Source organism: Streptomyces sp. NPDC005281 (assembly GCF_040607495.1).
GTDB lineage: Bacteria > Actinomycetota > Actinomycetes > Streptomycetales > Streptomycetaceae > Streptomyces.
Genome location: NZ_JBEXGX010000009.1, coordinates 125,024 through 137,218 on the forward strand (window position 1 = coordinate 125,024; position 12,195 = coordinate 137,218).

Annotated in this window: 9 protein-coding genes; 6 read left to right on the forward strand and 3 right to left on the reverse strand. The window is 71.0% G+C overall.

Going from position 1 to position 12,195, the window contains the following annotated elements; all coding sequences use genetic code 11:
- Positions 1 to 14 precede the first annotated feature (14 nt).
- Positions 15 to 869, forward strand: a complete 855-nt coding sequence (locus ABZV42_RS15110) for a phosphatase PAP2 family protein (protein WP_355983611.1) — start codon at positions 15 to 17, stop codon at positions 867 to 869.
- A gap of 67 nt (positions 870 to 936) precedes the next feature.
- Here the strand turns inward: ABZV42_RS15110 and ABZV42_RS15115 are convergent, their stop codons facing one another.
- Positions 937 to 3,948: a bifunctional [glutamine synthetase] adenylyltransferase/[glutamine synthetase]-adenylyl-L-tyrosine phosphorylase gene (locus ABZV42_RS15115; RefSeq protein ID WP_355983610.1), complete on the reverse strand. Its 3,012-nt coding sequence runs from the start codon at positions 3,946 to 3,948 to the stop codon at positions 937 to 939.
- A gap of 264 nt (positions 3,949 to 4,212) precedes the next feature.
- Here ABZV42_RS15115 and ABZV42_RS15120 point away from each other — a divergent pair, with 264 nt between their 5' ends.
- Genes ABZV42_RS15120 through ABZV42_RS15130 form a run of 3 tightly spaced genes read left to right on the forward strand, consistent with a single transcriptional unit; the run spans position 4,213 to position 7,608 of the window.
- Positions 4,213 to 5,100, forward strand: a complete 888-nt coding sequence (locus ABZV42_RS15120; RefSeq protein ID WP_355983609.1) for an alkaline phosphatase family protein — start codon at positions 4,213 to 4,215, stop codon at positions 5,098 to 5,100.
- 1 nt (position 5,101) lies between these two features.
- Complete coding sequence (locus ABZV42_RS15125) at positions 5,102 to 6,592, forward strand: MFS transporter (RefSeq protein WP_356052154.1); 1,491 nt, start codon at positions 5,102 to 5,104, stop codon at positions 6,590 to 6,592.
- The gene (locus tag ABZV42_RS15130) at positions 6,589 to 7,608 is read left to right on the forward strand and encodes a TolB-like translocation protein (protein WP_355983607.1); all 1,020 of its coding nucleotides are present in this window, start codon (positions 6,589 to 6,591) and stop codon (positions 7,606 to 7,608) included. The genes ABZV42_RS15125 and ABZV42_RS15130 overlap by 4 nt, the downstream gene beginning before the upstream one ends.
- Positions 7,609 to 7,658: 50 nt before the next feature.
- Here ABZV42_RS15130 and ABZV42_RS15135 read toward each other — a convergent pair whose 3' ends face one another.
- A complete protein-coding gene (locus ABZV42_RS15135; protein WP_355983606.1) occupies positions 7,659 to 8,888 on the reverse strand; it encodes an LPXTG cell wall anchor domain-containing protein in 1,230 nt (409 codons plus the stop codon).
- A 741-nt stretch (positions 8,889 to 9,629) separates the two neighbouring features.
- Here ABZV42_RS15135 and ABZV42_RS15140 point away from each other — a divergent pair.
- Both ABZV42_RS15140 and ABZV42_RS15145 read left to right on the forward strand, forming a co-directional pair.
- Positions 9,630 to 10,037, forward strand: coding sequence for a hypothetical protein (locus tag ABZV42_RS15140; protein WP_355983605.1), 408 nt, complete (start codon positions 9,630 to 9,632; stop codon positions 10,035 to 10,037).
- Positions 10,038 to 10,318: 281 nt separating this feature from the next.
- Complete coding sequence (locus ABZV42_RS15145; protein WP_355983604.1) at positions 10,319 to 10,504, forward strand: integrase; 186 nt, start codon at positions 10,319 to 10,321, stop codon at positions 10,502 to 10,504.
- Positions 10,505 to 10,579: 75 nt separating this feature from the next.
- On the opposite strand, the gene glnA is transcribed toward ABZV42_RS15145, so the two are convergent.
- Positions 10,580 to 11,941 carry a type I glutamate--ammonia ligase gene (gene glnA, locus ABZV42_RS15150; protein WP_355983603.1) on the reverse strand — a complete coding sequence of 454 codons (1,362 nt, stop codon included), beginning with the start codon at positions 11,939 to 11,941 and terminating at the stop codon, positions 10,580 to 10,582.
- Positions 11,942 to 12,195: the final 254 nt, after the last annotated feature.

The window sequence follows — 12,195 nt, forward strand, 5'->3', positions numbered from 1 at the left end:
CAGACTCTGTGCCTATGGGTGATTCGACCGTGACGTCACTGGAAAGCCGTCAGGCCACACAGCCCGTCGCGGAGGAGAAGGCGGGGCACGCGCTCCTGCGCCGTATGCGGACCCCGCGTCGCCCCCGCCTCTGGTTCGAAGTCCTGCTCATCGGCGTGAGTTACTGGACGTATTCGCTGATCCGCAACGCGGTGCCTGAGCAGAGACACGAGGCGCTCCGCAACGCGGACTGGATCTGGCGGATGGAACACCACCTCGGTGTCGCCGTCGAGGAGTCGGTCAACCACGCGGTGAACTCGGTCGAGTGGTTGATCATCGGGATGAACTACTACTACGCGACCCTGCACTTCGTGGTGACGCTGAGTGTCCTGGTCTGGCTGTACCGTTGTCATCCGGGCCGCTACGCGGCGGCCCGTCTCGCGCTCTTCGCCACCACGGCGGTGGCCCTTCTCGGCTACTACTTCTTCCCGCTCGCGCCACCCCGCCTGATGACCGGCAGCACATTCGTCGACACGGTGATGGTCCACGAGACCTGGGGCTCGATGGCCTCCGGCGATCTCAAGCACATGTCCAACCAGTACGCCGCGATGCCGTCCATGCACATCGGCTGGTCCCTGTGGTGCGGGCTGACCCTGTTCGCGCTGGCCAGGACCCCCTGGGCGCGGATCCTCGGCGTCCTCTACCCGACGGCCACCCTCGTCGTCATCGTCGCCACCGCCAACCACTTCTGGCTGGACGCGGTGGGCGGTCTGCTCTGCCTCGCCTTCGGCTTCCTGGTGACGCGCCTGTGGTACGGCGCGCTGCCCTACGCGCTGCCGCAGTGGGTGCCGGGGGCCCGCGGGAGACCGGTGCTGGGGACGACGGACTGAACGCCGCCGGGCGTCACGTCCGGCGAGTGTCGGGCGGTGACGTCCAGTGACCGCCGGGTGGCCGTGTTCAGTGACCGCCGCGTGCCGCTCCGTAGAACAGCTCGTCCACCACGGCCCGGGCCCGCCGGGTGGTGCGCCGGTAGTCGTCGAGCATGTCTCCGACGTGTCCCGGGTCGTAGCCCAGATAGCGGCCGACGGCGGCCAGCTCGCGCCCGTCCGAGGGGAAGGTGTCGCCGGCCCTGCCGCGCACGAGCATCACGGCGTTGCGCACCCGGGTGGCCAGCACCCAGGCCTCGTCCAGCGTCTCCGCGTCCTCCGTCGACAGCAGCTCCGCCGCGCGCGCCGCGGCCAGCGCCTCCCGGGTCCGGGTCGTCCGCAGGCCCGGCTCGGCCCAGCCGTGCCGCAGCTGGATCAGCTGGACCGTCCACTCCACGTCGGAGAGGCCGCCGCGCCCCAGTTTGGTGTGCAGCGTGGGGTCGGCGCCGCGCGGCATCCGTTCCGACTCCATCCGGGCCTTCAGCCGCCGGATCTCCCGTACGGCCTCCTCGCCCAGCCCCTCCGCGGGATACCTGAGCGGATCGACCAGCTCGACGAACCGGCTCCCGAGGTCGGCTTCCCCGGCCACGACCTCGGCCCGCAGCAGTGCCTGCGACTCCCACACCAGGGACCAGCGCCGGTAGTACGCCTCGTACGACTTCAGGGTCCGTACCAGCGGCCCGGACTTCCCCTCGGGCCGCAGATCGGCGTCGATCAGCAGCGGCGGGTCCGCGCTGGGGAGCTGGAGCAGCCGCCGCATCTCGGACACCACGGCGTTCGCGGCCCGCGCCGCCTCCTGCTCGTCCACGCCCTCGCGGGGCTCGTGCACGAACAGCACGTCCGCGTCGGAGCCGTAGCCGAGCTCATGGCCGCCGAAGCGGCCCATCCCGATCACCGCGAACCGGGTGGGCAGGGTGTCGCCCCAGCCGTCGCGCACCACGGCCCGCAGCGTGCCCGCGAGCGTCACCGCCGTGAGGTCCGAGACCGCTCCGCCGACGAGGTCGACCAGCGCCCCCTGATCGGCGACGGCGGGCGTCTCCTCGGTCCCGTACGAGGCGACGATGTCCGTCGCGGCGATACGGAACAGCTCCCGGCGCCGGACCCCGCGCACGACGGTCACGGCCTGCTCGCCGCCGTCGGCCCGCCGTACCGCGGCGAGGATCTCCTGCTCCAGCTGGACCCGGCCGCGTGGTTCGAGGCCACCGCTCTCCCCGTCGCCCAGCAGGGCCACCGCCTCCGGGGCGCGCATCAGCAGGTCGGGGGCGAGCCGGCCCGCGGAGAGCACCCGCGCGAGGTTCTCGGCGGCGGCGCCCTCGTCCCTGAGCAGCCGCAGATACCAGGGCGTCTTGCCCAGCGCGTCGGACACCTTGCGGAAGTTGAGCAGACCGGCGTCGGGGTCGGCGGAGTCCGCGAACCAGCCGAGCAGCACGGGGAGCAGGGTCCGCTGGATGGCGGCCTTGCGGCTGACCCCGGACGCCAGCGCCTCCAGATGGCGCCGGGCGCCGGCCGGATCGGCGTACCCGAGCGCGACGAGCCGCTCCCGGGCCGCGTCGGCGCTCAACCGGGTCTCGCCGGGCGCCAGTTGGGCGACGGCGTCGAGGAGCGGCCGGTAGAACAGCTTCTCGTGCAGCCGCCTGACCATGGCCGCGTGCCGCTTCCACTCCCGGTTCAGTTCGCCGGCCGGATCGGCGCGCAGCCCCAGTGACCGTCCGATACGGCGCAGGTCGGCCTCGTCCTGCGGCACCAGATGGGTGCGCCGCAGCCTGAAGAGCTGGATGCGGTGCTCCATCGAGCGCAGGAAGCGGTAGGCGTCGTCGAGCTGTACGGCGTCGGCGCGCCCCACGTATCCGCCCGCGGCCAGTGCCTTCAGGGCGTCGAGGGTGGTGCCGCTGCGCAAGGAGGTGTCGGCCCGGCCGTGCACCAACTGAAGGAGCTGTACGGCGAATTCGACGTCCCGCAGTCCCCCGGGACCGAGCTTCAGCTCGCGTTCGATCTCGGCGGCCGGGATGTTCTCCACGACCCGGCGCCGCATCTTCTGCACATCGGCGACGAAGTTGTCCCGCTCGGCGGCGTGCCATACGAGCGGGGCCAGCGTGGCGACGTACTCCTCGCCCAGCTCCAGGTCCCCCGCCACCGGGCGGGCCTTGAGCAGCGCCTGGAACTCCCAGGTCTTGGCCCATCGCTGGTAGTAGGCGAGATGGCTGCTGAGGGTCCGCACCAGGGGGCCGTTGCGTCCCTCGGGGCGCAGATTGGCGTCGACCGGCCAGATGCTGCCCTCGACGGTGGTCTCCGAGCAGATCCGCATCATGTGCGAGGCGAGCCGGCCGGCCGCCTGGAGGGCCTTGGCCTCGTCCGCCCCATCGGCGCCCTCCCCGACGAAGATCACGTCGACGTCGGAGACGTAGTTCAGCTCGTGTCCCCCGCACTTGCCCATCGCGACGACCGCGAGCCGGCACAGCGTGGCGTCGTCGGGGGCCGCGGCCCGGGCGATGGCGAGCGCGGCGCGCAGGGTCGCGGTGGCGAGGTCGGCGAGTTCGGCGGCGGTCTGGGCGAGGTCGGTGGTGCCGCACACGTCGCGCGCGGCGATGGAGAGCAGGCAGCGGCGGTAGGCGACGCGCAGCGAGACGGGGTCGGTCGCGTCGGCCAGCCCCCGTTCGAACTCCTCCACTCCGGGATGCAGGTCCCGTGCCTCGTACGTGACGAGCACCTGCCAGTCGTGCGGATGCCGGGCCAGGTGGTCGCCGAGCGCGGCGGAGGCTCCGAGGACCCCGAGCAGCCGGTCCCGCAGCGGTTTGGCCGCGATCAGGGTGTCGAGGAGTTCCCGCTGGGCGGGGTGCCCGTCCTGCGCCTCGACGAGCCGGACGAGTCCGAGCAGGGCGAGGTCGGGGTCGGCGGTGGCGCCCAGCGCTTCCAGCAGGACCGGGTCGGACCGTACGGGTGCCAGTTCGGGACCCTCCAGGAGCCGCTCGGCCGCCGACGGATCGGTGAAGCCGTGCCGCAGCAGCCGCGTGAAGGTACTGCTCCTGCGCCCCGGCGCCGTCATCCCGGCCTCCTGTCGATCGATGCCGTACGTCCGGTCCCGTCCCGCACACCGGTCCGATCAAGGCCGTACGGGCCCGAGCCTAACTCTCGTTCGCGGGGTTGCGCCCCGTGCCGACGGCCGTGCGAGGCGGTACAAAGGACAGAGAGGCAGCAGTTCATCCGATCTTCATCCCGCCGGTTGAGGGATGTGAACCCGGGGAATGTTGGCGTGCACATGCTCTGTCTGCACCGCCACCGTCGCCTCTCCCCCCACCGGAGGTCAGAAGTGTCCGGCAGAAACGTGTACACCCGCAGCCGTGCCGTCGTGGCATCCGCCCTCGCCTTCACCGCGGCCGCGGTCGGGCTGTGGAGCGGGCTCGCCGGCTCGGCCCCCGCGCACGCCGCGGCCTCGGTCCCGACCCCCGACCACGTCGTCGTCGTGGTCTTCGAGAACCACGCGTACAGCCAGGTGATCGGCTCCTCCAGCGCCCCGTACATCAACTCGCTCAAGACCGGCGGGGCCAACCTCTCCCAGTCGTACGCCGAGACGCACCCGAGCCAGCCCAACTATTTCGCCCTGTTCTCCGGCTCCACCCAGGGCATCACGGACGACAGCTGCTACACGCCCGGTTTCTCCTCCGCCCCGAACCTCGCCTCCGAGCTGATCGCCGCGGGCAAGACCTGGGGCAGCTACAACGAGACGCTGCCCAGCCAGGGTTCGACCACGTGCAGCAGCGGGAATTACGCCCGCAAGCACAACCCCTGGTTCGGCTTCAGCAACGTACCGACGTCCAGCGCCAAGACGTTCGCCCAGTTCCCGACGGACTACACGACGCTTCCGCAGGTCTCCTTCGTCGTCCCGAACCTGTGCAGCGACATGCACGACTGCTCGGTGTCCACCGGTGACACCTGGCTGAAAACCAACCTGAACGCCTACGCCACCTGGGCCAAGACCCACAACAGCCTGCTCGTCGTCACCTTCGACGAGGACAACCGGCTCGCCGGCAACAAGATCCCGACGGTCCTCTACGGCCAGCAGGTGACCCCGGGGTCCTCGTCCTCCACCACGTACAACCACTACGACCTGCTGCGCACGCTGGAGGACATGCACGGCCTCACGCACGCGGGCAACGCGGCCTCCGGCAAGGACATCACGGGCATCTGGACGTCCTGACATGTACGTAGCGGACAGCCGCGCCGGTACACCGGATACCGCGGCGGCGTCCGCGGAGAGCGCCGCCCGGCCCCGAGCCGGGCGGCGCCTCGCCGTGGTCGCTCCCACCGTGCTGGCACTCGGCACGGTCAGCCTGATCACCGACGTCTCCTCGGAGATGGTGACGGCCGTCCTGCCCCTCTACCTGGTCGCCGGCCTCGGCCTTTCCCCTCTCGGCTTCGGGCTACTCGACGGGATCTACAACGGTTTCTCGGCCCTGGTCCGCCTGGCCGGCGGGCATCTCGCCGACCGGGGTGGCGGCCGCCACAAGTGGGTGGCCGGCGCCGGATACGCGCTGTCGGCCGTCTGCAAACCGCTGCTCCTGGTGGCGCAGACCCTGACCCCCATCGGCCTGGTCCTCGCCGCCGACCGCACCGGCAAGGGCCTGCGCACCGCCCCGCGCGACGCCCTGATCTCCCTGTCGAGCACCCCGGAGAACCGCGGCCGCGCCTTCGGCGTCCATCGCGCGATGGACACGGCGGGCGCCCTGCTGGGCCCGCTCGTCGCCTTCCTGATCCTCCGGGAGACCGTCGACGGCTACGACGCGGTGTTCACGGTGAGCTTCTGCGTGGCCGTGGTGGGCGTGCTGGTCCTGGTGCTGTTCGTGCCGGGCGGCCCGCCGGCGCGGTCCACGTCCACGGCGGGAACACCGGCCGAGGACTGTCTCACGCCCGCCGTCCGGAGCCGGTCCGAGGGCGCCCCCGACTCCCGCGCCACGGCCGTGAGCCCGAGGGAACCCGGAACCGGAACGCCGGACATCACCTCCGCCGGGCTCCCGGACTCCCGGGGTCCGCGTACGCCCGCCGAGGGCGTCACCGGACCCGCGGTCCGCTCCGCACCGGCGCCCCGCCCCACCCTGCGCGCCGCCCTCGCCCTCCTGGGCCGCCCTGAGCTGCGCCGCATCGCGTTCTGCGCGGTTCTGCTCGGTCTCGCCACGGTCAGCGACTCGTTCATGTTCCTGCTGCTCCAGCGCAGGCTCGGGGTGCCGGACCGCTGGTTCGCGCTGCTGCCCGTCGGCACCGCCGCCGCGTTCCTGCTGCTGGCCGTCCCGCTGGGCCGGCTCGCGGACCGGGCCGGCCGATGGCGGGTGTTCCTGGCCGGCCACGGCGCCCTGCTCCTCGCGTACGGCCTGCTGCTGACGTCCTGGCACGGCACGGCGCTGCCGTTCGCCGTCCTGTTCCTGCACGGCGGCTTCTACGCGGCCACGGACGGCGTGCTCATGGCCGCGGCCTCGGACAGCGTGCCCGAGGAACTGCGGTCGTCCGGGCTCGCGCTGGTCCAGACGGGTCAGGCGCTGGCCCGCTTCGTCTGCTCGCTCGCCTTCGGAGCGGCCTGGACGGCGTGGGGCGACCGTACGGCGCTCCTGGCGGCGGCCTCGGCGCTGGCCCTGTGCGCGCTGTTCTCGACGATCGTGCGCCCTGTCCGCCGCACCCCTTCAGAAGGCCTCGTATGACGCTGCGAACCCGCATCCTGGTCCTGGTCTCGGCCCTGGTCGTCCTCGCGGGCGTCGCGACGGCTTCCGTGCTGCACGCCTCGGCGCGCGCGGAGCGCCGCGACCAGGCACAGCCGGGCGGCCCTCGGATCAGCGCGGGGACGGTCTCCCTGACCGACTCCCGGCGGCTGGTGTTCCGGAACATGGCGTGGGGCCCGCACCGCGACGAGCTGACGTCCGTCCCGGCGTCCGACCCCTCGGGCCCGCGCACCGCGTCCAAGGTCAAGTGCCTGCGCTTCTACGCCGCTTCGGGCACCGGGGTGTGTCTCCAGGCGGTGCACGGCACGGTCCAGGACACCTACCGCGCGGTGATCCTCGACGCCTCCCTGCACGAGAGGGCCCGCTACGACGTGCCCGGCATCCCGTCCCGCGCCCGCGTCTCCCCCAGCGGCCGGTACGCCGCCTGGACGGCGTTCGTGGGCGGCGACTCGTACGCGGGCACGAACTTCTCCACCCGGGCGGCGATCGTCGACACCCGCACCGGGAGGCTGACATCGTCCCTGGAGTCGTACCGCGTGGTGATGGACGGCAGGACCTACCACGCGGCCGACGCCAACTTCTGGGGCGTGACGTTCGCGGCCGACGACCGCACGTTCTACGCCACGATGGCCACGCGCGGCACGACCCACCTGGTCCGCGGCGACCTGGCCGCCCGCACCGTGACCGCCCTGCACACCAACGTCGAATGCCCGTCCCTCTCCCCCGACGGGACCCGCGTCGCCTTCAAGAAGCGCGTCGAGGGCCTGCCCAAGGACGCCCCTTGGCATCTGTACGTCCTCGATCTGCGCACCGGGCGCGAGACGGCGCTCGCCGAGCCCCGCAGCGTCGACGACCAGGTGGTCTGGCGCGACGACCACACCCTTGTGTACGCCCTCCCCGGCGACTACGGCGCCGACCTGTGGACGCTCCCGGCCGACGGCACCGGAAAGCCGCGACGCGTCAGCACCGCGGCCGTGTCACCGGCGTACGTGCGCTGAGGGCAGGCCTGTCCGACAGTTCCCGTCCGCCCGGCGGGGACAGCGCGCCCTCAGGACTCCACGCCGGAGCGGCGGCGGCGGCGCACGGCGAGCACCAGGCCCGCGCCGAGGGCGGCCGCCGCTGCCGCCGCGCCGGCCATGAGCGGGGTGCCGTCCGAGCCCGTGCTCGCCAGGCTGCCGCCGGCGGAACCGGTGGTGGAGCCGCCGGTCGTGGAGCCGGCCGACGTCGAGCCGGTGCCGCCCGTGCTGCCGGAGCCGCCGGTGGACTGGCCCGAGGGGTCGTTGCCGCCGCCCGTGGGGGATCCCGGGGCCGTGGCGGAGGCCGACGGGCTCGGGTCCTCCTCGTTGTCGGTGGGGATGGCGACGTGGATCTTGGCCGTGTCGTTGGCGGGGTTCTTGTCGAAGGCCGGGTGGATGTCGTAGACGGAGGTCGCCTTGACGGAACCGTCGGTGGTCCTGGTCCCCTTGGCGACGTCGAGCGTGAAGGCGTACGTGAGGGCCTGGCCGACCTCGATGATGTGGTCGTCGGGCGTGCAGACGTACGTGGGCCTGCCCGGCGTCCCCCCGGGCGCGTTCGGGCCGTCGATCCCGAACGGCTGGCAGTCCTTGGGGACCCGGCCGGCGGTCGTGCCCTTCGGTATCCGCACCATGAGCGCCGGCTGGTCGTCGCTCGTCCGGTTCTGGATCCAGCCGGGGCCGTCGTTGCGGAGCTGTACGAAGACGGACTGCTGACCGCCCGCGAGTGCCTCGGTGTCGTCGCCGACGGCGACGAGGTCGGCCGAACTGTCGGCGGTCAGGTCCAGCCGGCGATAGCTGTCGGTGAATCCCTCGCCCGGATCCGCACCCGTGGCCGAGGTGCCGTACTCGACCGCCTCCATCAGCGCCTTGGGCAGCGCCTTGAACCGCACGGGCGTCTCGACCGAGGCACCGGGCCCGATGACCAGGTCGAGCTCGCAGAGGGCCTGCCTGACCTGATCCGCGACGGTCGAATACGTGCAGCCCTTCACTTCCTCGGGGAAGTCGAGGCCGCGGGTCAGCCGCATCCGGAAGGTGACGCCGTCCGCGGCCGCGGTGCCGTTGTTGGTGATGACGACGTTCTTGTCGTACACCTCGCCGGGCTTGGGCGACGCGCTCGGCAGAGTCGATATCACCAGGGAGGGCTCGCCCGGATCGGCGTACGCCGGGGAGCCGGCGAACGCGGGGACGGCCGCCACGGCCGCGGCGGCGGCCACGAGGGCCGCCGACTTGCGAAGGTGCGAGGGGCGGAAGTGCTGGCGCACGGTTGGGTCTCCTCGTCGGAACAGATCAGGACTCCGACCGGAGGTTCCCCATCCGGTCACGTCCTGGACACCCGGGAGGCACCAAGGGTTGTACTGCCGTCGGCCGCCGAGTCCCGTGCGGTGCGGGATGCGGCGCCGCCGAAGGGGAGGAGGAGGCAGGACCTGTGCCTCGGCGGCCCATGTCTCGGCGAAGCCCGGCCAGGACGTACCGGCGCACCGGTACGTCCTGTCCTTGCCGGGCCGGCGGAAGCCGAGGCTCAGACGCTCAGACGGCACGCCATCGAGAACCTCCCGCACCACGTCCGTGACCGCACCTTCCGCGAGGACGACTCCAAGGTCCGCACCGGCCACCTGCCCCGCACCATGACCGGCTTGCGCGACCTCGGGATCAGCCTCTTCCGCCAGAACGGCGAGACCGACATCGCCGCCGCCCTCCGCCACACCAGCCGCGACCACCACCGCGCGCTGTCAGCCCTCAGCCTCACATGATCAACCCGGACAGATCGCGATCATGCAATGCCCCTGTATACGGCGGTCCCGGATCCAGACCGCTGTCCGCGATATGCACAGCTCGGGTTGACCGGGTGACGTGAAGTTGAATTCTTCGGTCATTCCCTCTCCTTGGAATAATGGAATCCGCCTCCACGGAGAGCCGAAAATCGCTCTTGTGGCATTTGCTTTCACTTCCGTAACGTGCGGTCCGGAAAAGCTGGGCATTACCGGACCAATAGAGGAGAGCTCGTGAAGTCTCGTTTACGGCTGTCGGCCACTCTCGCCGCCCTGTCGCTGACCGCCGCGGGTGCGGTCGGGCTGGCCGCTACGCCCGCAGCAGCGACGCCCGCCACCTGTCTCGGCGTCACGGGGAATCTCAACGAGTACGGCGCGCACCAGGTCGCCTGGCAATACGGGCCGTCCGAGTGTTTCGGCGTGGCACCTTCGGGGACCATTTGGCATACCTGGTCGGGCGCGGGCAGTTGGAAGGAGATGCCCGGCAATGGCAAAGCCCTTGGCTTCGTCGCCTTCTTCGAGACCTCTGCCGGCAAGGCCGTCCAGGTCGTGACGGAGACCGGAAACTACTATTGCAACTACGACGACTACGCCACCAATACATGGGGCGGTTGGTACGGTACGTCCACTGATCACTGCTGAACTGCGGCCAGGCCCGAACTCGATTGATCCCACTTCCCACCTCGAACCTCCCCGGAGCCAGGCCCGCTGCCCGAGGGGGAGCGGGCCGACGCCTGGCAACGCCTTCACTCCGATCGCCCGCTGCTACGAGCGTCACGGGCAGGTCATGGCGCGTTCTTCGACCTCGCCGGCACCCCCTCATCATTCGTAGCCCCGTCCGGCTCGCGTGCTCCACCCACCGGTGGCACGACCAACCCCGACACCGCCCATGAGGACCATGGAGTGGTGGGCTCGTACCGGTCTTGCAGGCTGTCCGCCTTCGGCGGGCGCTGAGTACCTACCTGGGGCACACGGACCCCGGCTTCACGCTCCGGGTCTACACGCACCTGCTGCCGAGCAGCGAAGGCGGGGCCCGGCGGGCCGTGGACAGCCTGTACGACGGCAGCGCTTCCGGGGCGGACGGCCCACAGACGGCCCAGGACCGGTGAGAACAGCCGCGGGGCCCACGGTCATCGACCGTGGGCCCCGCGTACTGCGTCACGAAAAGTGCCGCCGACCTGCGACTACAGCACCGGCAGGTTCTTCCGCAGCTCGAAGGCGGTGACCTCGGAGCGGTACTCCTCCCACTCCGCCTTCTTGTTGCGCAGGAAGAAGTCGAAGACGTGCTCGCCGAGGGTCTCGGCGACGAGTTCGCTGCGTTGCATGAGGGCCAGGGCCTCGCCGAGGTTCTGCGGGAGGGGCTCGATGCCCATCGCCCGGCGCTCGCCGTCGGAGAGGGCCCAGACGTCGTCGTCGGCGCCCGGAGGGAGCTCGTAGCCCTCCTCGATGCCCTTCAGGCCCGCGGCCAGGAGCAGCGCGTAAGCGAGGTACGGGTTCGCGCCCGAGTCGATCGAGCGGACCTCGACCCGCGCCGAGCCGGTCTTGCCGGGCTTGTACATCGGCACGCGGACGAGGGCGGAGCGGTTGTTGTGGCCCCAGCAGATGTACGAGGGGGCCTCGCCGCCGGCGCCCGCGGTTCGCTCCGAGCCGCCCCAGATGCGCTTGTAGGAGTTGACCCACTGGTTGGTGACGGCGGAGATCTCCGCGGCGTGCTTCAGGAGACCGGCGATGAAGGAGCGCCCGACCTTGGAGAGCTGGTACTCCGAGCCGGACTCGTAGAACGCGTTGCGGTCGCCCTCGAAGAGGGAGAGGTGGGTGTGCATGCCGCTGCCCGGGTACTCCGAGAACGGCTTCGGCATGAAGGTGGCCTGCACCCCCTGCTCCAGCGCGACCTGCTTCATGATCAGCCGGAAGGTCATGATGTTGTCGGCCGTGGAGAGCGCGTCGGCGTAGCGCAGGTCGATCTCCTGCTGGCCGGGGGCGCCCTCGTGGTGGCTGAACTCCACCGAGATGCCCATCGACTCCAGCATCGTGATGGCCTGGCGCCGGAAGTCCTGGCCGACGTTCTGCGGGGTGTGGTCGAAATAGCCGGAATTATCGGCCGGGGTGGGGCGCGAGCCGTCCAGCGGGCGGTTCTTCAGCAGGAAGAACTCGATCTCGGGGTGGGTGTAGAAGGTGAAGCCCAGGTCCGAGGTCTTGGCGAGGGCGCGCTTGAGGACATAGCGCGGGTCCGCGAAGGACGGGGAGCCGTCCGGCATGAGGATGTCGCAGAACATGCGGGCCGTGCCGGGGGCCTCGGCACGCCAGGGCAGCACCTGGAACGTGGACGGGTCCGGCTTCGCGATCATGTCCGATTCGTAGACACGGGCGAAGCCCTCGATGGCCGAGCCGTCGAAGCCGATGCCCTCGTCGAAGGCCTGTTCCAGCTCCGCCGGGGCCACGGCCACCGACTTCAGGAAGCCGAGTACGTCCGTGAACCACAGACGTACGAACCGGATGTCACGCTCCTCCAGCGTCCGGAGCACGAACTCCTGCTGCTTGTCCATCTTCCGCTTCCACCCATCCTTGCTGGTCAGGCCGCCTGCTCCCACGCCTCGAAGACGATCGGCGCACCTGAGCATCCCACCACAACACCATTTCATGCGCGTTGCGGACCATGATCGGCCGGGCGACCTCGGTCTGAACGCCTCGCGTACGGAAGGTGTCCTGCTCCGTCTCACATACTGCCTGCTCACCAGCGCACCCGTAAGGGCCGGCCGGTACTCACCCGTCACCCGAGTTTAAATTTGCATCTCAGATG

What these genes read in the sequence shown, in the direction of transcription:
- ABZV42_RS15110 (WP_355983611.1), top strand. Translation starts at nt 15, where the DNA reads ATGGGTGATTCGACCGTGACGTCACTGGAAAGCCGTCAGGCCACACAG.
- ABZV42_RS15115 (WP_355983610.1), bottom strand. Translation starts at nt 3,948, where the DNA reads ATGACGGCGCCGGGGCGCAGGAGCAGTACCTTCACGCGGCTGCTGCGG.
- ABZV42_RS15125 (WP_356052154.1), top strand. Translation starts at nt 5,102, where the DNA reads ATGTACGTAGCGGACAGCCGCGCCGGTACACCGGATACCGCGGCGGCG.
- ABZV42_RS15130 (WP_355983607.1), top strand. Translation starts at nt 6,589, where the DNA reads ATGACGCTGCGAACCCGCATCCTGGTCCTGGTCTCGGCCCTGGTCGTC.
- glnA (WP_355983603.1), bottom strand. Translation starts at nt 11,941, where the DNA reads ATGGACAAGCAGCAGGAGTTCGTGCTCCGGACGCTGGAGGAGCGTGAC.